Origin of the sequence: Microbacterium sp. No. 7 (genome assembly GCF_001314225.1) — a bacterium.
Classification (GTDB): Bacteria; Actinomycetota; Actinomycetes; order Actinomycetales; family Microbacteriaceae; genus Microbacterium.
This window is the reverse complement of the sequence record NZ_CP012698.1, coordinates 111,194-135,111: the sequence shown is the minus strand read 5'-3', so window position 1 is coordinate 135,111 and position 23,918 is coordinate 111,194. Positions and strand designations below refer to the sequence as shown.

26 protein-coding genes and 1 pseudogene are annotated in these 23,918 nt (G+C 67.7%); 23 read left to right on the top strand and 4 right to left on the bottom strand.

Features of this window, described 5'->3' with window-relative positions:
• Positions 1–429: 429 nt before the first annotated feature.
• The 4 genes from AOA12_RS21870 (at position 430) to AOA12_RS21855 (ending at position 2,628) form a co-directional block, all read left to right on the top strand.
• Positions 430–867: a hypothetical protein gene (locus AOA12_RS21870; RefSeq protein WP_054687473.1), complete on the top strand. Its 438-nt coding sequence runs from the start codon at positions 430–432 to the stop codon at positions 865–867.
• Positions 868–1,002: 135 nt separating this feature from the next.
• Positions 1,003–1,500, top strand: coding sequence for a hypothetical protein (locus tag AOA12_RS21865; protein ID WP_082406568.1), 498 nt, complete (start codon positions 1,003–1,005; stop codon positions 1,498–1,500).
• A 118-nt stretch (positions 1,501–1,618) separates the two neighbouring features.
• Entirely contained in the window at positions 1,619–2,173 is a 555-nt protein-coding gene (locus tag AOA12_RS21860; protein WP_054687470.1) for a hypothetical protein, read from the top strand.
• 113 nt (positions 2,174–2,286) lie between these two features.
• Positions 2,287–2,628, top strand: coding sequence for a hypothetical protein (locus AOA12_RS21855; RefSeq protein WP_054687468.1), 342 nt, complete (start codon positions 2,287–2,289; stop codon positions 2,626–2,628).
• A gap of 101 nt (positions 2,629–2,729) precedes the next feature.
• Here AOA12_RS21855 and AOA12_RS23980 read toward each other — a convergent pair whose 3' ends face one another.
• Positions 2,730–3,341 (bottom strand): hypothetical protein, encoded by a 612-nt coding sequence (locus tag AOA12_RS23980; RefSeq protein WP_156366705.1) that lies wholly within the window; start codon positions 3,339–3,341, stop codon positions 2,730–2,732.
• Between the two features lie 54 nt (positions 3,342–3,395).
• On the opposite strand from AOA12_RS23980, the gene AOA12_RS21845 reads away from it, so the two are divergent.
• The 7 genes from AOA12_RS21845 to AOA12_RS21820 all read left to right on the top strand — a co-directional run bounded on the left by AOA12_RS21845 (position 3,396) and on the right by AOA12_RS21820 (position 7,743).
• A complete protein-coding gene (locus AOA12_RS21845) occupies positions 3,396–4,400 on the top strand; it encodes a DUF4192 family protein (RefSeq protein ID WP_054687463.1) in 1,005 nt (334 codons plus the stop codon).
• A 57-nt stretch (positions 4,401–4,457) separates the two neighbouring features.
• A complete protein-coding gene (locus tag AOA12_RS21840; protein ID WP_054687462.1) occupies positions 4,458–4,985 on the top strand; it encodes a hypothetical protein in 528 nt (175 codons plus the stop codon).
• A gap of 116 nt (positions 4,986–5,101) precedes the next feature.
• Positions 5,102–5,611: a hypothetical protein gene (locus AOA12_RS21835; RefSeq protein WP_054687461.1), complete on the top strand. Its 510-nt coding sequence runs from the start codon at positions 5,102–5,104 to the stop codon at positions 5,609–5,611.
• A 58-nt stretch (positions 5,612–5,669) separates the two neighbouring features.
• On the top strand, positions 5,670–5,840 hold the full coding sequence (locus AOA12_RS23410) for a hypothetical protein (protein WP_156366704.1): 171 nt from the start codon (positions 5,670–5,672) through the stop codon (positions 5,838–5,840).
• 170 nt (positions 5,841–6,010) lie between these two features.
• Positions 6,011–6,226 (top strand): hypothetical protein, encoded by a 216-nt coding sequence (locus AOA12_RS21830; RefSeq protein ID WP_054687460.1) that lies wholly within the window; start codon positions 6,011–6,013, stop codon positions 6,224–6,226.
• Between the two features lie 156 nt (positions 6,227–6,382).
• Complete coding sequence (dprA, locus tag AOA12_RS21825) at positions 6,383–7,309, top strand: DNA-processing protein DprA (protein ID WP_054687458.1); 927 nt, start codon at positions 6,383–6,385, stop codon at positions 7,307–7,309.
• Positions 7,310–7,368: 59 nt separating this feature from the next.
• The gene (locus AOA12_RS21820) at positions 7,369–7,743 is read left to right on the top strand and encodes a hypothetical protein (protein WP_054687456.1); all 375 of its coding nucleotides are present in this window, start codon (positions 7,369–7,371) and stop codon (positions 7,741–7,743) included.
• A 656-nt stretch (positions 7,744–8,399) separates the two neighbouring features.
• Here the strand turns inward: AOA12_RS21820 and AOA12_RS21810 are convergent.
• Positions 8,400–8,891 (bottom strand): hypothetical protein, encoded by a 492-nt coding sequence (locus tag AOA12_RS21810; protein ID WP_054687453.1) that lies wholly within the window; start codon positions 8,889–8,891, stop codon positions 8,400–8,402.
• A gap of 111 nt (positions 8,892–9,002) precedes the next feature.
• On the opposite strand from AOA12_RS21810, the gene AOA12_RS21805 reads away from it, so the two are divergent.
• From AOA12_RS21805 to AOA12_RS21765, 8 genes are all read left to right on the top strand, one after another.
• Positions 9,003–9,422, top strand: coding sequence for a DUF3846 domain-containing protein (locus AOA12_RS21805; RefSeq protein WP_054687451.1), 420 nt, complete (start codon positions 9,003–9,005; stop codon positions 9,420–9,422).
• The gene (locus tag AOA12_RS21800) at positions 9,422–10,342 is read left to right on the top strand and encodes a Mom family adenine methylcarbamoylation protein (protein WP_054687449.1); all 921 of its coding nucleotides are present in this window, start codon (positions 9,422–9,424) and stop codon (positions 10,340–10,342) included. Before AOA12_RS21805 ends, AOA12_RS21800 begins: the two co-directional genes overlap by 1 nt.
• A 209-nt stretch (positions 10,343–10,551) precedes the next feature.
• On the top strand, positions 10,552–11,220 hold the full coding sequence (locus tag AOA12_RS21795; protein WP_054687447.1) for an HNH endonuclease family protein: 669 nt from the start codon (positions 10,552–10,554) through the stop codon (positions 11,218–11,220).
• Positions 11,221–11,240: 20 nt separating this feature from the next.
• Positions 11,241–11,654 (top strand): hypothetical protein, encoded by a 414-nt coding sequence (locus AOA12_RS21790; protein WP_054687444.1) that lies wholly within the window; start codon positions 11,241–11,243, stop codon positions 11,652–11,654.
• Between the two features lie 13 nt (positions 11,655–11,667).
• Positions 11,668–12,918 carry a hypothetical protein gene (locus tag AOA12_RS21785; RefSeq protein WP_054687442.1) on the top strand — a complete coding sequence of 417 codons (1,251 nt, stop codon included), beginning with the start codon at positions 11,668–11,670 and terminating at the stop codon, positions 12,916–12,918.
• Between the two features lie 323 nt (positions 12,919–13,241).
• Positions 13,242–16,529 carry a helicase-related protein gene (locus AOA12_RS21780; RefSeq protein ID WP_054687440.1) on the top strand — a complete coding sequence of 1,096 codons (3,288 nt, stop codon included), beginning with the start codon at positions 13,242–13,244 and terminating at the stop codon, positions 16,527–16,529.
• Positions 16,526–18,100, top strand: coding sequence for a hypothetical protein (locus tag AOA12_RS21775; protein WP_231637270.1), 1,575 nt, complete (start codon positions 16,526–16,528; stop codon positions 18,098–18,100). The genes AOA12_RS21780 and AOA12_RS21775 overlap by 4 nt, the downstream gene beginning before the upstream one ends.
• 276 nt (positions 18,101–18,376) lie before the next feature.
• A protein-coding gene (locus tag AOA12_RS21765; protein ID WP_143003726.1) for an IS3 family transposase occupies positions 18,377–19,524 on the top strand; the annotation gives its coding sequence in 2 pieces (ribosomal slippage) (positions 18,377–18,647 and positions 18,647–19,524; 1,149 coding nt in all).
• Positions 19,525–19,538: 14 nt separating this feature from the next.
• Here AOA12_RS21765 and AOA12_RS24210 read toward each other — a convergent pair.
• Positions 19,539–19,733, bottom strand: a pseudogene (locus AOA12_RS24210) (IS30 family transposase); the annotation flags it as partial.
• On the opposite strand from AOA12_RS24210, the gene AOA12_RS23405 reads away from it, so the two are divergent.
• The 3 genes from AOA12_RS23405 (at position 19,639) to AOA12_RS21755 (ending at position 21,484) form a co-directional block, all read left to right on the top strand.
• Positions 19,639–19,920: a hypothetical protein gene (locus tag AOA12_RS23405; protein WP_156366488.1), complete on the top strand. Its 282-nt coding sequence runs from the start codon at positions 19,639–19,641 to the stop codon at positions 19,918–19,920. The pseudogene AOA12_RS24210 and the gene AOA12_RS23405 overlap by 95 nt on opposite strands.
• A gap of 219 nt (positions 19,921–20,139) precedes the next feature.
• Positions 20,140–21,210, top strand: coding sequence for an IS110 family transposase (locus tag AOA12_RS21760; RefSeq protein WP_054683009.1), 1,071 nt, complete (start codon positions 20,140–20,142; stop codon positions 21,208–21,210).
• 22 nt (positions 21,211–21,232) lie between these two features.
• Complete coding sequence (locus AOA12_RS21755; RefSeq protein WP_054683006.1) at positions 21,233–21,484, top strand: IS3 family transposase; 252 nt, start codon at positions 21,233–21,235, stop codon at positions 21,482–21,484.
• A 170-nt stretch (positions 21,485–21,654) separates the two neighbouring features.
• On the opposite strand, the gene AOA12_RS21750 is transcribed toward AOA12_RS21755, so the two are convergent.
• Positions 21,655–23,607 carry a heavy metal translocating P-type ATPase gene (locus tag AOA12_RS21750; protein ID WP_054683004.1) on the bottom strand — a complete coding sequence of 651 codons (1,953 nt, stop codon included), beginning with the start codon at positions 23,605–23,607 and terminating at the stop codon, positions 21,655–21,657.
• A 30-nt stretch (positions 23,608–23,637) separates the two neighbouring features.
• Between AOA12_RS21750 and AOA12_RS24130 the strand changes: the two genes are divergently transcribed.
• Entirely contained in the window at positions 23,638–23,880 is a 243-nt protein-coding gene (locus AOA12_RS24130) for a hypothetical protein (RefSeq protein WP_054683002.1), read from the top strand.
• Positions 23,881–23,918: the final 38 nt, after the last annotated feature.

Sequence of the window (23,918 nt, the reverse complement as noted above, 5' to 3'; positions counted from 1 at the left end):
CCTGCGGATGGGGTGCCCGGCGCTGCGCGCCGTGCTCCGGGTGGGCGGCAAGCCGCCCACGGGGCCACGCAGGTCGGCCGCTGCGCGCCCTCCCCGAGGGGGCTGAGCGGGTGCCTCCGCCCCCGATTCGGAGGGGGCTGGGCATGCGTGCGCACAGAGGAGGGCGAGCCGGTAGGGGCGGCTCAGAGCCTCCCGGCGCTGCGCGCCGTTACGGCCTCCTGAGCCGCCGAGCTCGAAGCCGGCTCCCCTGCCGGCCCCTGTTCCCTGGCGGTGCCGATTCCGGCCGCTCTGCGGGCTCTCACGGCCCGCTGAGGGTGGTGCTGGTGTGGGCTCCGGGAACCGCTGCGCGGCCCCCTAGCTCCCCGGCCAGTGTCTGACCCAGCCTCTAGTGTTTCAGGTGTCAGATACACAACACAAGGGAGGACAGCAATGTCTACGTGGAACGTCATCACGATCACCGAGGCGCCGAAGCTGACGGAGAAGAGACTGCGGAAGGCGATCGACCGGGCAGGGCTCGACATGATGGATCAGGCCGTGGATCGAGACGGCGAGGGCTGGCAGATCACCGGGCACTCGAAGTACGAGGCCGAGGGGATCTACGACCTCACAAAGGACATCACCCGCCGCCATCCGGGATCGCGCGCCGAGGTCTTGCAGGAGTGGGACACCCGCGATGCCGACGAGGCGGGGCAGAGCCTCGACGTGTACGTGGGCGGCGAGTACCAGGCCGCACGCGCTCGCGTGTCCGGGCTGGTGCCCACGGACCTCGCGGCGAGCGTTGCGGCGGTGCGCGCTGCGCTCGGAGGCGGTGGGGATCTCGCGGCCGCGGCGCTCTGGCTGGTCAACGGCCTCGACGGCACCCGGTAGAAACCCCGCCGCCAGCGCCCCGCCGGGATCATCCGGCGGGGCGCTCTGCATCTACCCAGCGGCCCCCGGCCAATGTCCGACCCCCCTCCTAATGTTGTGTGTGTCAGATACACAACATGTCTTTAGGAGGACATCATGGGAATGGACGTCTACGGCAAGAACGCCACCGCCGAGGTCGGCGGCTACTTCCGCAACAACGTGTGGTGGTGGCACCCGCTCGCCGAGTTCCTGACCACGACCTACCCGGACCTCACCGCCGGGTGCATCCACTGGCAGAGCAACGACGGTGACGGGCTCGACGCGGCCGCGTCCGTGGCCCTGGCCGACGCGCTGGACCGTGACCTCGCCAGCGGGCGCGTGACGGCCTACGCCGATCAGTACGCCGCCGAGCTGAGCGCACTGCCGGACAGCGAGTGCGACCTGTGCCAGGGCACGGGCCTGCGCACCGACGCCATCGGCCGGGAGTACGGCTACGACAAGCCGCGCGACCCCGACACGGGCAAGGGCGGATGCAACGGCTGCGCCGGGACCGGCCGCCGCGAGCACTTCGGCAAGTCCTACCCGTTCGACGTGGAGAACGTGCGCGAGTTCGCGGCATTCCTGCGCCACTGCGGGGGGTTCGAGATCTGCTGATCTCCCCCACCCGAGCGCCCCGCCCGCGCGAGCAGGCGGGGCGCTTCCGTCTCCGTGCCAATGTCGGAGGCTCCGCCTATTGTTGTGTGTGTCAGATACACAACATATGGAGGATGCGATGAGCACCACGACGACGGACACGGCAGCGGAGATCCTGGCGAGCTTCGAGCTCAGCTTCGGGGCGATCTTCGACCGGATCGGCTGGGCCGAGGACGAGATCGCGCAGGCGGCGAGCAGGCACCCCGAGCAGGCTGACGCGATCTATCACTCGTTCTCGCTGCTCAGCGGTGGCGACGCCGCCGAGCGGATGAGCGTAGAGGCGGTCTACCGGGCGCACGCGCGGGAGATTCTCGAGAGGGTCGCGCACGGGCAGGACACCCGCCCGGGCACCGCTGTAGAGGTCGTGATCGGCCTGCTGGCGGCCGCAGAGCGCGCCCCGCTCTCACACGAGGGGTTCGGCCTGTGCGCGCGCCTGTGGGCCGTTGCGGGCCTGCCGGATCACGACGGGTTCACCGGGAAGCTGGAACACATCGAGGCGCTGCACGCCTCGCGCATCGACGCCGAGGAAGCCGACGCCCGCCGCGCATGCCGGAACGACGCCCGCAAGCTCGGGCGCATCGAGTGCGACGGCTGGCACCACGGCCAGCAGGTGCCCTGCACCTACGCCGCGTGAGTCGCGAGCGCCCCGCCGATCCGATCAAGCGGGGCGCTCCACCCGGGGCCGGTGCAATGTCGGACCCCGCCCATAGAGTTATAGGTGTCAGATACACAACAGATGGAGGGATCATGGCAACTGTCACCGTCGAGATCGACCGCGAGGTCATCACCGAGGCCGCGCAGATGGTCGGCTACTGGAACTCGGAAGAAGTGCTCAACCGGATCAACATGGGCGAGGGCTTCACTCTGGCAGCGCTGTTCGACGCGCTGCACGAACACGACACCGCCGACCACATCATCCGCGAGGTCTGGGAGGGCGAAACCGAGGGCGACCGCGACCCGCTCCCCTGGGCCAACGGCCACGGCTCCCGGCTTAGCGATGAGGAGTACCGAGCCCGCGCCGAGGATCTCGCCCACAACGAAGGTGCAGAGCGGTTCCACTTCGCCCCACGCCGGTCATGGGAGGACTAGCCCGGGGCCGCTGACGCGCGGCTCGGATGCCCGCCGGGATCGACACCGGTGGGGCATCCCCGCATGCCTGGCAATCGGCCGCGGCGAGCGCGGCAGGCGGCCTACGCGACCGGTCGCAGAGTCACCGGCGCCGATGCCGGGTAGGTCAGGGTCGCGGAGCCGTCCTCGAGGACCGACAGCACATACTCGCCCACCCGCGCCACACCATGCGCAGGGACGTCTACCGGGTCTTCCAGGAGCATGTCGCTGCCATCGAGGTCACGGATCTCGATAGTCGCCTGCGGGTTCCTGCGCGGGCCGAGCTGCGATGCCCGCCCCGTCAGATAGTGCAGACGCGGATCGTCGTGCGTCTCGAAGCTCGCGCGATTCACCCGCCGGGTCTTCCCCTCGGGCGCTCGCAGTTCGTTGGTAACCCCGCTGACCGCCCATGCGCCGACGATCGTTCCCTCAAAGACGGACACGAGGATGCGGACGCGCTCCGCCTTGGCTGCGTCCATTGCCCACGCCTCGCTCGCAGCCTCTTGCGGAGAGACCACAGACCCGCCGGCTCGGCGGAGCGTCTCGTGCTGACGAGGCCAGACGAAGAGGACGAGATCGTTCGGTTCAAATACCCACGGATATGCGCTCATAGATAGAAGTATCACATAGACGGAACTAAAGCGCAATAGATAGAAGTATCCGCCGAGCGCAGTGGAAAGGTTGCGAATCGTCATCGCATCGACTAGTGTTGTGTATGTCAGATACACAACACGTCTTAGGAGGACGAGATGACCACCATCCACAAAGCAACCGGAGCGGGCGACTTCCTCACGGCGGTCCCGGCGATGCTGGGCTACCGCCCCACCGAGTCGGTCGTCGCGGTGCCGTTCGCTGGCACTCGCACGATCGGCGCCATGCGCTTCGACGTTCCCGCCGTCGAGAACGCCGGCTCGTTCGCCGCGGTGGCGATGGGCCTGCTGTGCAAGGTCGAGAACGCCACCGGCGTCGCTCTGATCGTCTACGGCGAGCGCGAGCAGGCCGAGGCGGTCGGTTCGGCGATCGCCATGCAGGCCGACATGTGCGGGATGCAGATGATCGACCGGCTGTACGTCGCCGGGGACGCCTGGGGCCGCATCGGCGAGGACGGGACCGAGGCTCTGCCGGAGACTCCCGCGCACCTGGCGGCGATGCTGACCGCTTCCGACCAGCGCGCCGGGGCGACGCTCCCCACCGTCGACGAGGCGCTGGCGGCTCAGGTCGCGGAGGCTCTGCCGACCGACCTGCCGGTGGCGCTGGCGATGGCGGGCGGCGATCTGCTGGACGCGATCGAGCAGGCGCTGTCCTGGGATGGGTCGGACCTCGAGGCGGGCGCGGTGGCGCTGCTGTCGGCGATGCTGAACCGGCCCGCGACGCGCGATATCGCCCTGGTGCAGTGGGCGCACGGTTTCGCCGCCGGTGAGAGCGCGCTGGACGCGCAGATCGGCTGGGAGCAGGGCGAAAAGTACCCGGCGCACCTGGCGCGGGTCATGTGGGGTGAGGGGCCGCGCCCGGACCCGAAGCGTCTGGACGCCGCTCTAACGGCCTGCCGGTACGTCGCGGCCCTCTCGCCCGAGGAGGCGCAGGTGGGGCCGCTGGCGGCCGCCGCGTGGCTGTCCTGGGCGCTGGGGCGCTCCACCCACGCCGACGCCTACGCGCGTCGCGCGCTGGCGATCGACTCCGAGCACGGACTGTCGCAGATCGTGCGGACGTTCGTGGATGCCGGTCACCTGCCCGAGTTCGCGTTCTCGCGCTGACCCTGAACGCCGCACCCTCCCCCGGGAGGGTGCGGCCCGGACCTCACCGAGGACACCATGACCGACCAGCTGACGCCCGCCGAGGGCATCACCGTGACCCACTACCGAGGCCAGCGCGACGGCGTGCCGGTGGTGCAGATCGACACCGCGCAGGATGCCGGATGGCTGCGCGTGAACCTCAACGACGGCCCGCCCCTGTACGACGGCGACCCCGAGCGGCACGACGCGCCCGGAGCGTTTCGCGGGCCGTCCGCGCCCGACTCGATCCTGGTGCAGGGCGCGCCCGAGTCCGCGCAGCAGATCGCGGATGCCGTGATCGCCGCCGGGTACGGCGACGCCGAAACGTTCGCCCTCGCACTGCGGGCGCAGCCGATCGACGCGCACACCGTGCGCGCCCTCATGGCCAAAGCCGCACGCGCAGCGTTCGGCACCCTCAGCGTGCAGGTGGCGGACGTCCGCGAGGGGATCGCGAACCTCAACGCCGCCGCCGAGGGTGACAGCAACGACGCCGAGATCGAGGCCGCGCACGACATGCTCAACGCCGCCGCGTGGCTGGCAGACAGCGTGGACAGCGGCATGCGCTAGCCGCCGCGCGGATGCCGGCCCCTGCCGGGTCGGTGTCCGCGCGTCTCCTGCCAATGTCGGACCCCTCGCGTAGTGTTGTGTATGTCAGATACACAACACGTTCAAGGGAGGACGATATGACTGACATCACCATCACCGCCCCGGCCAGCGGGATCGCGGAAGGCCCCCTGACCTTCCCCGGCACCCCGCCGGTCACCGACCGCCGCGGCGCGTTCGCCGGCGAGCTGGCTCGAGCTCACTCCGAGCTCGAGCAGGCCCGCGCGCAGGTCGCCGAGCGCGAGCGCGAGATCGAGCGGCTTCGCACCGAGCAGATCACGGACGGGTCGGACCCCCGCCTGATCGACTTCTGGGACAAGGCGGGCCGGATCGCCGATCACGCCGACTTCTGCCAGGAGTACGACCGTCTCGCCGAGGCGATGAACGGCACCCCCCGACACCGCGACTGGGAGGTCGAGGCCGAGGTCACCGTGACCGTTCGCCTCACCTACTCCACGAGCGCCACGACGGAGGACGACGCCGACGAGAACGCCCGCGACGGGATCGACATCGACGATGTGATCGCCGCCTACCGCGACAACGGGAGCGAGAGCTTCGACGTGTCGATCATCAGCACGGAGCGGGTCTAACCCACCCCTGGCGGGGCACACAACGCCCCGCCAGGGCCACCGACCCGGACGGAGCCCAATGACCACCACCGACACCACCGCCGCGCTCGCCGCAACCGGCCCTCTGGTGTGCGCCGAGTGCGGCGACCAGGACGCCAACGGCTACGTCGTGACGATCCTCGACACCGCCGATCCCAAGCACACCCGAACGGAGGTCTGTACCGACTGCCACGCTGCGCTCGCCGCGTGACACCGACGCGGCGGAACCTCCGCCCGCCCGCACCGGAACCTCCCATGTCCGGGAGGGGTGCCAGCCCCGGCCTATATGAGGCAGCACCCCTATCCCGGTGCTCGCCAATGTCGGCGGCAAGTGCTACTGTTATGTATGTCAGATACACAACACAGTCACTAGGAGGAGCCATGACAACCAAGGTCACCTACGAGTCGATCTCCACTCGGATCTACGACACCAAAGAGGGCCAGCCCGCCAACAACAACAACATCTCCTACCGGATGCAGGATCTCGACGACTACGGCCGCCGCGGCTTCGCTCTGATCTCGACCGTCACCGCTCCCACCAGCGACGGCACCCTGATCATCGACACCCTCGCCCGGACCACCGAGACAGACGACTAGGCAAGCGGGCGCTCGCCGCATCCCCGGCGGGCGCCCCCCTCCTCGCTCGAGCTCGAGCGCTCGAGCACGAAACCCCTGCGGGCATCCGCTTCCCTTTGTCCGCCCAATCTGCTACTGTTGTGTATGTCAGATACACAACACGTTCGGGAGGACGACATGAACACCACACTCACCACCGCCACCGCCCTCGAGGCCCGCGCCGCCTGGTCGACGATCACCGAGCCCGGCGACGCCACCGCCGGAGCCCTCACCCGCCACGCCGGCCACACCACCGCCCTCGAGGCGCTCGCCGCAGGCCGCGACACCCTCCTCGCCGCCCTCACCGCGGCAGACATCGACGCCGACGAGGCCACACAAGCCGCCGCCCGCTGGCTGCCCCGCCACAACCCCCGCCACATCGACGAGGCCCTCGCGCTCGCCGCCCGCCACGGCATCACCCTGATCGACCCGGCCACCATCCCCGGCCTCAGCGACCTCGGCGACGCCGCCCCGCACGTCATCTGGGCGCGCGGCACCCTCACCCCCCTCACCCGCGACCTGAGCGACCGGCTCGCCCTGATCGGAGCCCGCGCCGCCACCAGCTACGGCGAGCACGTCACCGCCGAGATCGCCGCCGACCTCGCCGGCCGCGGCATCGTCATCGTCAGCGGCGCCGCCTACGGCATCGACGCCGCCGCTCACCGCGCAGCGCTCGCCGCAGGCGGGTCCACCGTCGCCTGGCTGGCCGGCGGAGCCGACCGCCCCTACCCCGCCGGGAACAGCGACCTGATCGCCCGGATCGCCGATCGCGGCGGCGCGATCGCCAGCGAGGTCGCCCCCGGCGCGGCACCTACCCGCTGGCGCTTCCTCGCTCGCAACCGACTGATCGCCGCGACCACCGCCGCGACCGTCGTCGTCGAGGCCGGCGCCCGGTCGGGGTCGCTCACCACCGCGAACCACGCCGCGACCCTCGGGCGCACCATCGGCGCGGTCCCCGGCCCGATCACGTCCGCCGCATCCACCGGATGCCACCGCCTCATCCGCGAGGCCGACGCCCACCTGGTCACCAGCGCCGACGAGGCCTACGAACTGCTCGGACGCTGAGGACCGCGGGGGCCGGCCACCCGCCGGCCCCCGCACCACAGCCCGGAGAGGACACCCCCATGGGAAACCCGCAGAACCTCGACCCGCTCGCCCTCGCGACGCCCGCGCTGCTGCTGCTCTGGCTCGCCGCGCTTCTCGCGCTGCTGCTGTGGCGCCGCCACATCCGCAAGGCCCCGATCGCCTCACACGGCGACATCCTGCACCGCGCCGCTCGAGCTCGCCGACACGCGGCCTCGATGATCACCTGGCACATCCTCGGCGGCATCGTGCTCCTCGGCGCGTTCGGGCTGCTCTCCTGGCCTGCCGCGGCCGCCGGCATCCCGCTGCTGCTCATCCCCGCGTTCGGCATCCGCAAGTGGGCGCGCACCGCGCGCACGCTCACCCGCATCCTGCACAGCCCCGCCCCTCACACCCGCGCGCAGCTGCGCACCTGAACCCCCGACCACCACCACAGGGGTTGCAGCATCCCCCGACATGCACTAGTGTTGTGTATGTCAGATACACAACCTCATAGCAGGGCAACCACAGACCCCCAGACCCGCGGGGATCGCACCACCAGGTCGATCCCCCCGGCAGGACGGGCGCCAACACGCAGCCTGATGAGCGCTCGCCGCTCGCCGCTCGCCCGTCGATGGCAGCCGGCCCTTTCGTCCTCCACCCGGCCCGCTGCCGGCGGGGGCGGCGCCCCTGACACCGCCGCCCCCGCCCCTTCCGCATCGCCTTCGCCCGCGAAGACCTCCGCCCGCATTACGGCGGCGCGAACACCACGGCGGCCGCTGGATAGGCAGCGCCTCGAGCGCCAGCAGATCCGCTTCCCTTCGTCCGCTCGGTCTGCTAGTGTTGTGTATGTCAGATACACAACTAGCTCAAGGAGGATCATCATGCGTTGTCTGATCTGCGGCCAGCCGAAGGTTATGTACCTTCCCTCCACCGACGTCCCGGACGTCGGCCTGTACAGCTGCGAGTGCGGGTTCGAGATCGAAGGCCCCGCCGAGGATGCCGTCCGGCCCACTCAATCCACCCGCTCACCGCTCAGCCGCCCCACGCCGATCGCAGTTGCCCGGATCGGACAACTTGCGACGAGCGGCCCCTACCGACGCTGATCCGCATCGACCGCCGGCGCTGGCACTACGAACAGAGCGGCCGTGCAGCGTTCGAGCAGGTGCTGCTCGACGTCGCCGGCGTGCAGCGGCGCCTGGCCGAGGCCTCGCGCCGGCCGCTGCTGCATGTACCAGTACAGCTGCCGGTTGCCTTTCGCGTTGTGCTGCTGCGCGAGTTCGCGCGCTTCGTCTCGGGTGAACAGCCACACCTGATCGGTAGACAGCAGCGCCAATGCGAGGATCTCCGCCCGCAGGTCGTCGGGGAAGTAGAACCCGACCGACAGCGCGCCCTTGCCGCCCGAGGGAGAGGGAGCCGTCTGGGTCTTGACCTGAACGGTGACAGCCTCCGCGCGCAGCGGCGAGTAGACCACCAGGTCGATACCGGAGTCCGTCGTCATCCTCGCCGAGTCGATGCCGAGCTTGAGGAGCCGATACTGCACGAGCAGCTCGCCCGCTGCGCCGATGTGCTGGGTGGTGGTCACCGCGGCATCGTCTCACGCCGTCGATCCCCTGCCGCTGCAGACCCCTTGCCGACGTCCGCCCCTGCTGCTAATGTTGTGCATGTCAGATACACAACACACATGGAGGATGCCATGACCATCACGACCTGGATCGCCACCCACAGCGACGGCACGACCTGCACGGTCGCCACCACCACAGCGAACTGCTCGCACAACCACACGTACACGGCGCCCACCGAAGCGCCCGGCACCAAGGGCCTGCTGATCACGACGACCGGCGAGCTCGCGATCGCAGCGTTCGCCGAGCTCGAGGACTACCAGCGCGCGGTCGGCGGCTACATCGAGACCGTCAGCCTCGACGACCGCCACGACCTCATCGCCAACGAGGAGGGGCTGATCCAGCGCCTCCCGATGAACCTCCTTGCCAGCGCGATCGCGAAGCGCCCGCTCGTCGGCGACGTCGTGATCGTCGGGTTCGATGACGCCTCGGGCGACTTCGTCGACGTCGACGACTCGATGGTCGACAGCATCCGCCGCACACTCAGCGCGTGATGCCCCAGCCGGCCTCGCCGACGTCCACCGCCTGCCAGCGGTGGACGCTCGGCCGACACTCCTGGCGCCATGCCTCCGAAGGCGGGTTCGATCGCCGGCGGTTCACCGTCGCGGCGATCCCCGAGGCAGTCGCGCGCGCATTCGTATGCCGCCATCACTACAGCGCGTCCTACCCCGCCTCCCGCCTCGCGTGGGGCCTGTTTACCGATGACGAGACCCTCTTCGACGACGGCCCCCTGGTCGGCGTCGCCGTCCTGTCGGTGCCCATGCGAGCAGCCGTCCTCACCAACGTCTTCCCCGAGCTCGAGCCGTTCACCGAATCGCTCGAGCTCGGCCGCTTCGTGCTCACCGACGCCGTGCCGGCGAACGCCGAATCGTGGTTCCTCGCACAGGTCTGGCGCCAGGCCGCCGCGGCCGGCCTCCGGGGGATCGTCACCTTCGCCGACCCTCTGCAACGGCAGCGCACGGTCGCTGACGTCAACGAGGACGGCCAACCGATCACCCGCATCGAGACGATCACCCCCGGCCACGTCGGCGTGATCTACCAAGCCACCAACGCCGTGAGCCTCGGCCGGTCCACCGCCCGCACGATCAACTACGTTCCCTCCGCAGGGCTCGTGCTCTCGGAACGCACGCTCTCGAAGATCCGAACCGGCGAGCAGGGCTCCGACGCCGCAGAGCGACACCTGGTGACCCTCGGCGCGCGAGCACGCCGAGTACACGAGGACGCCCGCAGCTGGCTGCGCACAGCGCTCGAGGAGATCGGGACGCAGAAGATCCGCCACCCCGGCAACCACCGCTACGCCTGGGCGCTCGGCACCGCCCGCCAACGGCGCCGGCAGCTGATCGCGCTCGAGCAGACGCCCTACCCCAAAGCCGCGCGAGATCTCCTAATGCAGCGCATTCCAATCGGGGCTTGACGACCCTCTCCCGCGCGACTAGTGTTGTGCATGTCAGATACACAACATAAGTCGTCGGGGAGATCTCGTCGACACGGCGAGCACTCCCCCGAGTGACACGCGACCGCGAGCCGGCCAGCAGTGGCCCCGACTCGTGGCCGCTCCAACTCGCCGTCCGCGAACGGCCGGGAGACCGGCCTATATGCAGTGAGACCCCGGGAGGTCACCCAATGAAGCTCACCCGCACCGCAGGCGCCGCAGCCGGCGTCGTCGGCGTCGTAGCAGCCGCCGCGCTGCTGCTGACGAACCTCGGCGTCGACGCCGGCGCATCCCCCGCACCGCTCCCCGCGTCCACGTCGACGAGCTCGCAGCCGTCACCGGCAGCCACCGCGGCCGAGGGCTACTCCCGCGACCTGTTCGGCCCCCGCTGGGCCGACGTCGACCGCAACGGGTGCGACACCCGCAACGACATCCTCAGCCGCGATCTCGTCGACGTCGTCTACAAGCCGGGCACCAACGACTGCGTCGCACTGACCGGCATCCTGCACGACCCGCTCACCGGCGAGACAGTCACCTTCACCCGAACCAGCGAGGGCTACCAGCCCGTGCAGATCGACCACATCATCCCCCTCGCCGTCGCCTGGTCATCGGGAGCCGACTCCTGGACCGCCGAGCAGCGCGAGCGGTTCGCCAACGACCCGGCCAACCTGCAAGCCACCACGGCCAACCAGAGCAAGGGAGACAGCACCCCGAGCCAATGGCTGCCCGCCGGCGACGCCGCCGCCTGCACCTACTCCACCCGTTACCTCGAGGTCGCCGTCGACTACGCCCTCGAGATCTCCGCAGCCGATCGCAGCGCCCTCGATCGCGCAATCACCCGCTGCCCGAGCACTCGATGACCCGCCCCAGGAGACCCGCCATGAACTTTGCCCTCCACCACATCCGCATCAGCGACGAGACCGGCACCAACTACACCGACCTGTTCGCCGATCTCGACCTGGACAGCTTCGATCTGCTCGCCAGCGCGGCCGGCCCTCGAGGCATCGACGCCATGGTCCCCAACGCGCCACACTCGCCGCGCGCCAACGCAGACGGCCCGCTCGGCGCGGTCATCGTCCGATGGATTCAGTCGCGCGTCGACACGCCGGCCGACCGCTACGGCTGGCAGTACCTCGACGCCGCGGACATCCACACCATCGCCTACCTCGACGACGCCCCCGGCGAGCTCGAGTTCATCAACATCTTCGGCCATGTCGAGCACGGCCGCCGCGGCTACCGGCTGCGCGCCATCGCCGACGCCCTCGGCCTGCTCATCGAGTACGACCTGCACTGAGAGGACACCACCGATGTCGACCCTCGATCTCCTCACCGACACCTTCCCGCACGGAACCCCGGACGGCTACCGTCTCGGCTGCCGCACCGCGGCATGCCCCGCCGTCCTCCCCTGCCGCGCAGTGCACACTCGCTATTGCGGCGACTTCACCTTCGCCAAACTCATCGACGCCGGCGTACCGCTGACCGAGATCCTCGAGCGGGACGCAGCCGCGAAAGAGGGCATCCGCCAGCGCGACAAGATCGCCGCCCGCGAAGAGCGCCGCGCAGCTGCACACCCGAAGGCCGCACGGCCGCGGGCACGCGCCGTCGCCAAGACCACGCCACCCCGCGCCACGACCGCCCCGCAGCGCCAGACGCCGCCGGCGCGGCCGCAGCGACCCCACCCCGGGTACAAGTGGCTCACCCAGGCCACCGAGGCGATCCCGCAGCTGCCTGCAGACCTGCAGACCCGGCGCCGCGAAGATCTCGCGCAGTACCGCCGCGAGCTCGATCAGCACGTCGGCGAGCTCGAGCAGTGGCGACAGAAGCGAGCCGTCGCCCGCGCCCAGCTGACCGCAGCGGCCGCAGCGCTCAAGACCGCCACCATCGCATCCGGCACAGGACTGTCCGTCAACGGCGCGATCGAGAACGCGCTGAGCGCCGCGACCAACCAGCACCAAGCTGCCGCCGCGGCGCTCGCGAGCATCGACCAGGAGCGGCCGGGAGCACCCGCCAAGCCTCGCTCCCCGCGTCCCCGTCGCGCCCCGCGCGTCACCCAGCCTCGCCAGCTGCAGCCGCACGGCACCAACGCTTGCCGAGCACGCGGCTGCGATCGCCCCGAGTGCGTCGAGGCAGGCCGTGAGTATCACCGCCGCTGGATGCAGCAGCGCCGGGCCGAGGGCATCCCGCTCGAGCACCACGGCACCGCCTACGGGTATCAGCTGGGGTGCAAGGACCGCGAGACCTGCCCGGCGGAGATCTCCTGCGCTGACGCCTCTCTCGCCGAGGAGCGGCGCCGGCGTCGTGAAGCCGGCATCACCGAGCAGGCCGCTCGTGTGCCCGCCGAGCCCGTCCGGGAGCACGTTCGACAGCTGATGGCCGGCGGCATGACCGTCCTGGGCATCGCCGAGAAAGCAGACGTCTCCAAGACCGGGGTGAAGATCCTTCTCTACGGACGCTCCGGCGCGCGTAAGGGCGAGCTCCCCCGGGAGATCGAAGAGTCCAAGGCGCAGCGCATCCTCGCGCTGCAGCCCACCGGCATGACCCTGGCAATCTCCGCGTGACCCCTCGAAAACGACCCCCTCGGCGACCGTTCGACCTAGGGGCTCCGACGCTCACCAGGTAGCATCTGATCTGGGCACCCGTCCGTAGAGCATCCTCTGTTCGCAGTGGTGCCGCCCTCCCAGTTGTGTATCTGACAATCCGCATCTGAGTTGGCTCCGGACGGGTGCCCTTTTACGCGCGCGCACACACGGCGTTCACTCCATAGCACCGCCCGCGGCTTTTCCTGAGGCGCCGACTTTCGGGGCTCAGCGGTTATCCGCCGATACTCTGAGGGGCGCAGGGAACTCCGTTGGGCGGCCCTCGACGACGCGCAAGGAGCACCGTGACCCGTATCTTCGACAACATCGAGCTCAACCTCGGTGGTCACCTCGTCGAGACGCTTTCCGAGTCCAACCGCATCGACGCCGCTGTTGGGTACTTCAACATTCGCGGCTGGAAACTGTTTGGTGACGTCGTCCAAGGACGCGATTCTGGCGGCTCACCCATCGCTCGAGTGCTGATCGGCATGGTTCATGGCGAGCCAGAGGAACAGGTGCTCGACCACCTGCAGCGCACACTCGAGGGTGGACCACTTGAGGACGTGATCGACCGCAAGACCGCGCAGGCGCGTCAGCAGCAGGCAAAGCTCAAATTCCGACAGCAGCTAATGCGCGGCGCCCCCACCGCGCAGGACGAGGCCACCATTCGGGAACTTCGCGCGCAGCTGGCGGACGGCCGAGTCGCGATCAAGCTGTTCACTCGCCGGCCCCTCCACGGCAAGACGTACATTTGCCACCGGGACGACAAGATCACACCGATCGTCGCCTACGTCGGCTCATCCAATCTCACGATCGCCGGCCTCGCGAACAACTACGAGCTCAACGTCGACGTCGTCGACTCGGACGGAGCCGCAAAACTTGACAGCTGGTTCGAGGATCGGTGGAACGACAAGTTTTCCATCGACGTCACCGCCGATCTCATTGAGATCATCGACGAGTCCTGGGCGAGCGAGACGCCGCTGACCCCCTACGAGGTCTACCTCAAGGTCTGCTGGCATCTCTCCCGCGATGTGCGCGAGGGGCTCATCGAGTACACCCTGCCGCCGTCGATGCGCGACCAGCTGCTCGAGTACCAGGAGAGCGCCGTGAAGACGCTGTCCCGTCGCATCATGACCAAGGGCGGCGCCATGCTCGGCGACGTTGTCGGCCTCGGCAAGACGATCACCGCAACAGCCACCGCGATGATGCTCAACGAGGCCGAGGGCTACCGCACGCTCATCGTGTGCCCCGTCAACCTTGTGAAGATGTGGGAGGAGTACAAAGAGCGCTACGCCCTGAATGCCACCGTCGTCCCGTACAGCATGGCGGCGAAGCGCCTGCCCAACCTCGGCCGCTACCAGTTCGTGATCGTCGACGAATCGCACACGCTGCGCAACGACACCCGTCAGGACTATCGGGCGCTCTACGACTACATCCGCAACTACGACTGCCGAGTGCTGCTGCTCACCGCGACGCCGTACAACATCCGCTTCAAGGACGTCGGGAATCAGCTGGGGCTGTACATCGACCCCGACGACGATCTCGGACTGCAACCCGTGGTCGCGATGTCGCTGGACGACCGCTTCGCCGAGAAGCTCGACGGCAAGACAAGCACGCTCGAGGCGTTCAAGCGCAGCGAGGAGCCCGATGACTGGAAGCGGCTGATGAGCGAGCACCTCATCCGCCGCACCCGCTCGTTCGTCCGCAAGAACTACGCACTGGTCGACGAGCACGGCAAGGAGTACCTCACCTTTGCGAACGGTACGAGGTTCACATTCCCGGCCCGCGTACCCAAACCGCTGGTGCACTCGTTCGGCGAGCACGACCCAGCAGCCAAGATGGAGTCCGTCGAGACCCTCGACGCGATCGACAACCTGAACCTGCCGCGCTACAACCTGTCCGCGTATCTCCGGAAATCGCTCGACCTCACCCCCGAGGAGAAGGTGATCGTCGAGCGCTTCGAGCGCGGTAGCGGCCACCTGATCGGGTTCGTCCGCAGCGGGCTGTATAAGCGGCTGTCCAGCTGCGGGTACTCGTTCATGGTGTCCCTGCAGCGCCACATCGCCCGCAACCAGCTGTACATCTACGCCGTCCAGAACGACCTCGACCTCCCGCTGGGCACGCTGCTGGATGTCATGCTCACCTCGTCCGAAAGCGACGACGACGCCGAGGAAGATTACGAGGGCATCGAACCTCCGGCATCCGGCGACGGCCAGAGCGAGTATGAGGCGCTGCGTGCATCGACACCGAAGTCGGTGCGGTGGATCCGCCCCTCCGTCTTCACCCCGAAGCTGCTCGACGACCTCAAGGCCGACACGACGACGCTCACCGGTTTGCTGAATGAGTTCGGCGCGTGGACGACGAACGCGGACTCAAAGCTGGCCGAGATCCTCAAGTTGCTGACCGAGACACACCCCGACGAGAAGGTGCTGATCTTCACCGAGTACAAGGACACGGCGAACTACGTCGCCGAGGCGCTCAAAGCCGCGGGCATCGACCGGGTGGGGATCGCCAGCGGCGACACCAACAACCCGACCGACGTCGCCCGCAGATTCGCCCCGCTGTCCAACATGCTTGGCTCCGCGACGCTCACCGACATCGAGCTCAACAAGATCATCGACCCCTCAGCCGAGTACCGAGTGCTCGTCGCGACCGACGTGCTCTCAGAAGGACAGAACCTGCAGGACGCGCACATTGTGGTCAACTACGACCTGCCGTGGGCGATCATCCGGCTGATCCAGCGGGCAGGCCGCGTCGACCGCGTCGGCCAGAAATCCGACGAGGTCATCATCTACTCGCTGTGGCACGACGGCGTGGAGCAGGTCCTGAATCTCCGCCAGCGCATCGCAGACCGCCTCCATGCCAACGCCGAGGTATTCGGATCAGACGAACAGTTCTTCGGCTCCGAGGACGAAGTCAAGATCATCGAGGATCTTTATAAGGGCAAGCTCGACGACAACGAGATCGACAACGAGGTCGACGCATCGAGCCTCGCTTACGAAGTGTGGAGCTCCGCCGAGCAGGAGCACCCCGAACTCGCTGACCGCGTCAAAGCACTGCCGGATCTCGTTTACGCGACCAGGCCGTCACTGTCCGACCGGGACGTCGACGGCGTGGTGTGTTACGTCCGCACCGAGAACGACAACGACGGGTTCGGGTTCGGGTCGGCAGAGGGCATCCGTCTGCTCACCGGGCAGGAGGCGCTCAGCCGGTTCCGCTGTGACATCGACACCACGGCGCTGGCCGCCCGCGCGGACCACTTTCCGCTCCTGGTGCAGATGGCGCAGGGAAACCTCATCCAGAGCGGCAATATCGAGGGCCGCCTCAGCGGCGTCCGCAAGCGGGTATGGAACCGTCTCAACGGCGCCCTGGTAGCCGGGAAGGGCGACGTCGCCGACGCGCTCGAAGCGATCTTCACACGTCCTCTCACCAAGGAGGCCGAAAAGCGATTCACGACCGCGCTGGCCGCGCGCAGCGACGTCGACGACCTGGCCGACCTACTCGTGCTGCTCCATCGCGACAAGCGGCTTGTGATCGACATCGCGGCAGCCGATCCGATCCACATCGTGTGCTCCATGGGGGTGGTGTCATGAGTGCATCAACCCGGATGAAGCTCGTCAACTCGGGTGATTTTCAGACGCTGTTTCTCGAGGAACTCGGCTGGGACAAACCAGACCTCGCACCGCTGCGCGTCACCGTCGACGAGCAGACGTACACGCTGCAGCAGGTCGCCGGCTACTCGGGTCTGCGGGTCTGGCTCTGCAACGACCTTCCAGATGCGCGCACACAGCGACTGATCGACCAGCACGTGCGCAAAGTCTCCGACGCACGACTGCTCATCTTCTCCGACCACACCCGCCAGGAGTGGCGGTGGCTGCAATCGGCAGATGCCGAGGGTGTCGGCCAACCTCGTTTGGCACTGCATCGGCACACCGTTGGCACCACCAATGAGGCCCTCAATCAGCGGCTCGGCACCATCGAGATCAAGATCAACGAGAGCCCCACCCTCATCGATGTACTGCGCAAGATGCGCGCGGCTTTCGACGCCGACATCGTCACCAAACGGTTCTACGACCAGTTCGTCCGCAGACAGCGCGCTCTCACCGTCGCCATCCAGGGCATCCCCGACGACAGCGAGCGGGAGTGGTACTCCTCGCTGATGATGAACCGGCTGATGTTCATCTACTTCATGCAGAAGAAGTCGTTCATGGATCAGGACACCGACTATCTGCGGAATCGCCTCAACCAGCTGCGTGATCTGGTTGGCGAGGGCCAGTTCTACGGGTTCTATCGCGACTTCCTGCTCCCGATGTTCCACGAGGGGCTGGGCCAAAAGGTGGAGTCGCGCCAGTATCCCAACGACGTCGTCGCCGGCCTGGTCGGCGACGTGCCCTACATCAACGGCGGAATCTTCGCCGAGCACAAGCTCGAGCACGACAACACCATCGAGATCCCCGACGAGATCTTCACCTCAATCTTCGACCTGTTCGACCGCTTCCAGTGGCACCTCGATGATCGTCCAACCGCGTCCCAGAACGAGATCAACCCCGACGTGCTCGGCTACATCTTCGAGCAGTTCGTCAACGAGAAGGAAAGCCTCGACAACCGCGGCTCCGACAAGGGCGCGTACTACACCAAGGAAGACGTCACGCACTTCATGGCCAGCAATGCCATCGTGCCCGTGTTCCTCGAACGGCTGATCGCCCGCACCGGCGTCAATCCGTGGCGCTACGTCCGTGAAGCTCCCGAACGATACATCTGGTCCAGCCTGGCCTGGGGTATCGACCAGCCGCTGCCGACCGAGATTGAGGCACAGCGCATGGCTCGGCGCCGCCCCCTGTGGGACGGTCCCGCCAGCGAGAATCTCGGCCTCCCGGGAGAGACCTGGTGGGAAACCGACCGGCGGCGCAACGAACACGCCAAGCTGCTCGCCGCCGCCAAGTCCGGGCACATCGACTCCGTCGACCGAGCCGTCACCGAGAACATCGACCTCGAGCAGCTCGCGGTCGACACGATCGACCAGCTGAACGCCCCGGAGCAGGCACTGGCCGCGTGGCAGATCCTCACTGCCCTGCGCGTCATCGACCCCGCGTTTATGCGCAAGTCGGATGTCTCACGAGACAACGGTCGGAACGCGCTGGAGCAAGATGGCCTGGCCGCGTAGACATCGCCTGATTCGTTCTCAACCTATCGGCGGTTCAGTGTCAGGGGACGTCTGCGGTCAGGATGCCGCGTTCGATTAGGTGCAACCGTGTCTGATCGAGACTCAGCTCAGCAGCCTTATTGCAAACACGGCGGTGCGCCCAGCGCAGATTCTCTGGGCTATCTAGCCATTCGGGCGTGAGCTTGAAGTGCACTGGGCTGACCCCGTTTCGTAGGTCCGGTTGTTATGTGAGTCGTCCTGTCGTCCGCGGTCGCGGGCAGGGAGACTGGTCAGATCATGACGAACAGCAGGAAGCGGCACACCCCGGAGCAGGTCGTCCGCAAGCTCGGGCAGGCCGACAGGATGCTCGCCGACGGCGCCGACATCGCGGCGGTGTGCCGGGACCTCGGAGTCTCCGAGCAGACGTATTACCGGTGGCGGAACCAGTACGGCGGGCTCAAGGCCGACGACGCGAAACGGCTCAAGGAGCTCGAGAAGCAGAACGCAACCTTGAAGCGGCTGCTCGCGGAGGCGGAGCTGGAGAAGGCGGCGCTCAAGGAGCTGGCTGAGGGAAACTTCTAAGCCCGGACAGACGCCGCGCCGCCGTCGCTCACCTCAAGCGCAAGCTGCAGGTGAGCGAACGGATGGCGTGCCGTCTGGTCGGGCTCTCACGCTCCGCCTACCGGCGCCCGCGCAAGGGCGACACCGTCGCGGACCCGGACCGGGCGCTCAGGGACTGGCTGCGCGCCTGGGCGAAGAGCCACCCCCGCTACGGGTACCGACGCGCGTACCACGACGCCCGCGCCGAGGGCTGGGCCGTGAACCACAAGAAGATCCAACGCCTCTGGCGCGACGAAGGGCTCCGGGTCCCGCAACGCCGTCGCCGCAAACGCGTCGGGTCCTCCACCGTCGGCCCGCCTACAGCAGACGCACCGAACGTGGTGTGGGCCGTCGACTTCCAGTTCGACGCGGACGAGCAGGGCCGCCCGATCAAGATCTGCTCGATCGTCGACGAGCACACCCGTGAGTGCATCGGCGGGCTCACCGAACGGTCGATCACCGCCGACCGCCTCACCGCCCACCTCGAGGACCTCGTCGCCGTGCGCGGCGCCCCGGCTGTGCTCAGATCGGACAACGGACCGGAGTTCATCAGCGAAGCGATGGCCGACTGGGCCGGCACCCGCACCGGGCTGTCCTACATCCCGCCCGGCTCTCCGTGGCGCAACGGGTACGTCGAGTCGTTCAACAGCCGGATCCGCGACGAGTGCCTCAACATCAACAGCTTCTACTCACTCCTGCACGCCCAGGTCGTGATCGGCGACTGGAAGAACGAGTACAACCATCACCGCCGGCACTCCTCGCTCGGCTATATCGCCCCCGCCGACTACGCTCGGGAGTGCACCCATCGAATGGAAACCGACGACTCACAGATCGCCTGGACCTAACGAAGGGGGCGGCCCAATGAATACGGTGACATACCGCCTGATTGTCGGAACCACCGCGACCCCAAGACTGGAGCCACGCCGATCGCGACGCCCGCCTCCGTCGGGAGCAAGCCGGTGCTGATCTTCGTCCAGAACTCACGCTCCTTCACTCGCGGGTGCGATGGTGCGCCGGGTGACCGCATCGGCGCTCGCCCGGTCACTTCCTTCATCCAGTTCGATGGTCTTCCCACAACACCCTCCGATCAGGTGTTGCTTCCACCGGTTGAGCCCAGTCAATACCGTGCGATTCGCTACACCGAGCGACTCGCCGAAGCCGACGCGGTCGCGTCCGTCGGAACGGTCGGCGACAGCTACGACTGTCAGTTTGTTTCTGCCGGGTCGAGACTGATTCGGTAGTCCCGGCCGGCGCGGTCTGACCCTTGCTTACGATCGGCCCGAATGGTGCCTTTGCGTTGATCTGTCGACCGTCCGGCCGGGCTTGCAGTGAGCGCTGCCGCCGGTCGGGCGTGACCTGATAGGAGCCTGGAGCAGACTTTGAGAGCGTCCCCGTGACAGTCCTGTCCACCCGCCGGCGACAACGTGATTCCACGCTAACCGGCAGAAGGACAGGACACGATGACAGATCTCACCTCGACGCGATCGGGCCATATTGTGGTCGGCGTCGACACGCACAAACACATCCACGTCGCAGCCGTGATGGACACGGTCGGTGGCATCCTCTCGACGCTCACGATCCCCACCGACACCGGTGGGTTTCGGCAGCTACTCGCTTGGGCGGAAGGGTTCGGTCGGATCCTCGCGTTCGGGATCGAAGGCACCGGGTCCTACGGGGCCACCCTGACATCGTTCCTCCGTCGGCACGACATCAAGGTGGTCGAAGCGGGCAGGCCTGACCGTCGGCTTCGGCGAGCGAACGGCAAGTCCGACACTCTCGACGCAGAGAACGCCGCGCGAAGCGTGCTCGCCGGATTCGCGACCGCGATTCCGAAAACCGCCGACGGCGCCGTCGAGATGATCCGCCAGTTGAAAGTTGTGCATGATTCCGCGGTCGTGAACCGCTCCTCGACGATGATCATGATGAAAGCGATGCTCGTCCACGGCACGGACGAGATGCGCCGCGAGACGAACAGAATGTCACGCCCGAAGCTCGCCCGACACCTCGCTGCCTCACGACCGCGGAACCTGGACACTCCCGACGACGCGCTGCGCCACTCGGTCCGCACTTTGGCGCGACGCTGGCTTGCCCTGGACGCGGAAGCCAAGGAACTCGAAGAACTCATCGAGGCCCTCGTGCGCAGCACCGCCCCGCAGCTGCTCGAGCAGTTCGGGATCGGAGTCGACACCGCCGCAGAAATCCTCATAGTCGCCGGAGACAACCCGGAACGGATCCACTCCGAAGCCGCATTCGCCAAGCTCGCTGGCATCGCCCCCGTCCCAACAGGCTCGGGCATGAGCAGCGGGAAGCATCGCATCAACCACGGAGGCCACCGCCAGCTCAACGCCGCGATCTATCGGACAGTGATCGTGAGGATGCGGTTTCATGAGCCGACCATCGCGTACGTCGCCCGACGCACCGCTGAGGGCCGAAGCAAGCGAGACATCATCCGCTGCCTCAAGCGCTATGTGATCCGCGAGGTCTACCACCTCGTCAAAGCGCACCCCACGACCGGCGAAATCGGGAGTTGACAAATATAGGAGCTTCAACGCGATGGCCGAGGCGCTGAACTCGCGGTTCAAGGCCGAGTGCATCCGCAACCCGGTCATGCGCCCCAAGGGCGGGTGGGCGTCGGTCCGCGACGTCGAGATCGCGGTCGCCGAATACGTCGACTGGTACAACCGGCGCCTGCACGGCGAGATCGGACACGTCCCGCCCGCCGAGTTCGAGGCCGCCCACTGGGCATCCCACAAGCCCGTCAGCTACGTTGGAGAACAGGTTCCCGTCGGAGCCGGTTCCAGATAACCGAGCCTCCACGAAACCCGGGGCGCTTCAGAGGTTTGAGACAGGTGCATGCGGGGCGCATCCAACCACGGCCGTTCATAACTTGACCAAGCGGTGTTTTGGTCTCGGTGGCCATCCTGTCTGCTCCTGTTTCGTGGCTTGGCGAATCTGATGTCGGTCCGGTCGGGTATTCACCCGGACGTATCGCGGTCGAGGAACCTGGAGGTGCTGTGGGCTGGAGTCAGATCTAGCCGACGCAGCAACTGGGCGTTGAGCGCGACCACCACGGTCGAGGCGGACATGAGGATCGCGCCAACGCTCATCGGCAGTACGAATCCGATCGGTGCGAGCACTCCGGCGGCCAGCGGTACGGAGATGAGGTTGTAGCCGGCGGCCCACCAGAGGTTCTGCTTCATCTTCCGGTACGAGGCCCGAGAGAGGTCGATGACCGACAGCACCGAGCGCGGGTCCGAGCTGGCCAGGATGACACCGGCGGAGGCGATGGCCACGTCGGTGCCTGCGCCGATGGCGATGCCGACATCGGCTTGGGCCAGTGCCGGGGCATCGTTGACTCCATCGCCGACCATGGCCACCTTGCGGCCCTCGCCCTGAAGTTCGGCGACCATGGCGGCCTTGTCCTCCGGCCGGACCCCGGCGAAGACTCGGTCGATGCCCAGCTCGGCGGCGACGGTGTCGGCCACGGCCTGGGCGTCGCCGGTGATCATCACGACCTGCGCACCGGCAGCGTGGAGCGCATCGATGGCGTCGCGGGACTCGGACCGGACCTCATCGGCCAACCGCAGCGCGCCGATCACCTGGCTGTCGGCAAGGATGTGCAGGATGATCGCGCCCTCGGTGCGCCACTCATCGGCGACGGCGAGTTCGTCGAGGCCATGCTGGTCCAGGAGGTGGGGGCCGCCGACCTCGACTACGGTGCCGTCCACCCTGGCCCTCACACCCACAGCGGGCGAGGAGGAGAAGTCGGTCGCCTCGGCCACGGCCAGCTCACGGGCGCGCGCCGCCCCGACCACGGCCCTTGCCAGCGGGTGCTCGCTGTCGCTCTCGGCTGCTGCGGCCAGAGCCAGCACCTCGTCTTCGGTGTGCCCTTCGATCGGTTCGATCCCGGTGACGTTGGGCTCGCCCTTGGTCAGGGTTCCGGTCTTGTCGAACAGGACGGTGTCCACCGTTCGCATCGACTCCAGCGCGAGGCGGTCCTTGACCAGCACTCCGCCGCGGGCGGCGCGTTCGGTGGCGATCGAGACCACCAGCGGGATCGCCAACCCCAGTGCGTGCGGGCAGGCGATCACCAGCACGGTGATCGTCCGTACCACCGCCGTATCCGGCATCCCTAGGAAGCTCCAGATGACGGCGGTGATCGCGGCCGCACCGAGTGCGAACCAGAACAACCAGGCCGCCGCCGTGTCGGCGATGCGCTGAGCGCGCGAGGATGATGTCTGCGCGTCGGTCACCAGCTTCTGGATACCGGCCAGGGCGGTGTCCTCGCCGATCGCGGTGACCTCGATGCGCAAGCCTGAATCGGTGGCCACCGTGCCGGCGACCACCTGCTCGCCGGTCTCGCGTCGGACGGACTTGGATTCGCCGGTGACCATGGATTCGTCCATGCTCGCCGAGCCGTCGGTGATTCTGCCGTCGGCGGGCACGGAGGCGCCGGGGCGCACGATGACGATGTCACCGACCGCGAGGTCGGCCGGAGCGACTGTGACCACGTCGTCGCCGTCGATCTTCTCGGCCTCGTCGGGCAGCAGGGCAGCCAAGGAATCGAGTGCGGAGGTGGTCTGCGCCAGGGAACGCATCTCGATCCAGTGGCCCAGCAGCATGATGACCACCAGCAAGGCCAGTTCCCACCAGAAGTTCAACTCGTGATCCAGAATTCGCAGACTCGCGCCCCAGGAGGCGATGAACGCCACGGTGATCGCCAGGCCGATGAGAAGCATCATGCCGGGTTGGCGGGCGCGGAGCTCGGAAACCGCGCCGGTCAAGAACGGCCGGCCGCCCCAGACATACATCACGGTGCCCAGAATTGGGGAGACCCACCACACCCATCCGGCATCGGGGAGCTGGTAGCCCAGGAGGTCGGCGAACATGTCGTTGAAGCCCACCACTGGCACCGCCAGAACCAGCATGATCCAGAACAGCCGCCTGAACTGCCCGACGTGGTCGCCGTGGCCTGCATGACCGCCGTGGTCCTCGTGCCCGGCGTGGTGCTGGCCGGCCTGACCGTGATCGCCATGGTGGCCGGCGTGCTCGTCACGGTGTGCTGGGTCATGATCTGGACTGCCGTAATGGAAAGGCGCGTGATGATGGTCGTGACCGCCGCCATCGGAGTGCTTGTCGCCGTGATCCGTGGCGCCCGAGTGCGTGTCGGGATGGTCTCCGTGCTGCTCAGGTGTGGGTGATTCTGGCGTTCGGTGATGATCGGGTCGCGTCATCATGC

Coding starts and splice junctions, on each gene's coding strand:
- AOA12_RS21870 (WP_054687473.1), top strand. CDS start 430: ATGTCTACGTGGAACGTCATCACGATCACCGAGGCGCCGAAGCTGACG.
- AOA12_RS21865 (WP_082406568.1), top strand. CDS start 1,003: ATGGGAATGGACGTCTACGGCAAGAACGCCACCGCCGAGGTCGGCGGC.
- AOA12_RS21860 (WP_054687470.1), top strand. CDS start 1,619: ATGAGCACCACGACGACGGACACGGCAGCGGAGATCCTGGCGAGCTTC.
- AOA12_RS21855 (WP_054687468.1), top strand. CDS start 2,287: ATGGCAACTGTCACCGTCGAGATCGACCGCGAGGTCATCACCGAGGCC.
- AOA12_RS23980 (WP_156366705.1), bottom strand. CDS start 3,341: ATGACGATTCGCAACCTTTCCACTGCGCTCGGCGGATACTTCTATCTA.
- AOA12_RS21845 (WP_054687463.1), top strand. CDS start 3,396: ATGACCACCATCCACAAAGCAACCGGAGCGGGCGACTTCCTCACGGCG.
- AOA12_RS21840 (WP_054687462.1), top strand. CDS start 4,458: ATGACCGACCAGCTGACGCCCGCCGAGGGCATCACCGTGACCCACTAC.
- AOA12_RS21835 (WP_054687461.1), top strand. CDS start 5,102: ATGACTGACATCACCATCACCGCCCCGGCCAGCGGGATCGCGGAAGGC.
- AOA12_RS23410 (WP_156366704.1), top strand. CDS start 5,670: ATGACCACCACCGACACCACCGCCGCGCTCGCCGCAACCGGCCCTCTG.
- AOA12_RS21830 (WP_054687460.1), top strand. CDS start 6,011: ATGACAACCAAGGTCACCTACGAGTCGATCTCCACTCGGATCTACGAC.
- dprA (WP_054687458.1), top strand. CDS start 6,383: ATGAACACCACACTCACCACCGCCACCGCCCTCGAGGCCCGCGCCGCC.
- AOA12_RS21820 (WP_054687456.1), top strand. CDS start 7,369: ATGGGAAACCCGCAGAACCTCGACCCGCTCGCCCTCGCGACGCCCGCG.
- AOA12_RS21805 (WP_054687451.1), top strand. CDS start 9,003: ATGACCATCACGACCTGGATCGCCACCCACAGCGACGGCACGACCTGC.
- AOA12_RS21800 (WP_054687449.1), top strand. CDS start 9,422: ATGCCCCAGCCGGCCTCGCCGACGTCCACCGCCTGCCAGCGGTGGACG.
- AOA12_RS21795 (WP_054687447.1), top strand. CDS start 10,552: ATGAAGCTCACCCGCACCGCAGGCGCCGCAGCCGGCGTCGTCGGCGTC.
- AOA12_RS21790 (WP_054687444.1), top strand. CDS start 11,241: ATGAACTTTGCCCTCCACCACATCCGCATCAGCGACGAGACCGGCACC.
- AOA12_RS21785 (WP_054687442.1), top strand. CDS start 11,668: ATGTCGACCCTCGATCTCCTCACCGACACCTTCCCGCACGGAACCCCG.
- AOA12_RS21775 (WP_231637270.1), top strand. CDS start 16,526: ATGAGTGCATCAACCCGGATGAAGCTCGTCAACTCGGGTGATTTTCAG.
- AOA12_RS21760 (WP_054683009.1), top strand. CDS start 20,140: ATGACAGATCTCACCTCGACGCGATCGGGCCATATTGTGGTCGGCGTC.
- AOA12_RS21755 (WP_054683006.1), top strand. CDS start 21,233: ATGGCCGAGGCGCTGAACTCGCGGTTCAAGGCCGAGTGCATCCGCAAC.
- AOA12_RS21750 (WP_054683004.1), bottom strand. CDS start 23,607: ATGCTGGTTCTGGCGGTGCCAGTGGTGGGCTTCAACGACATGTTCGCC.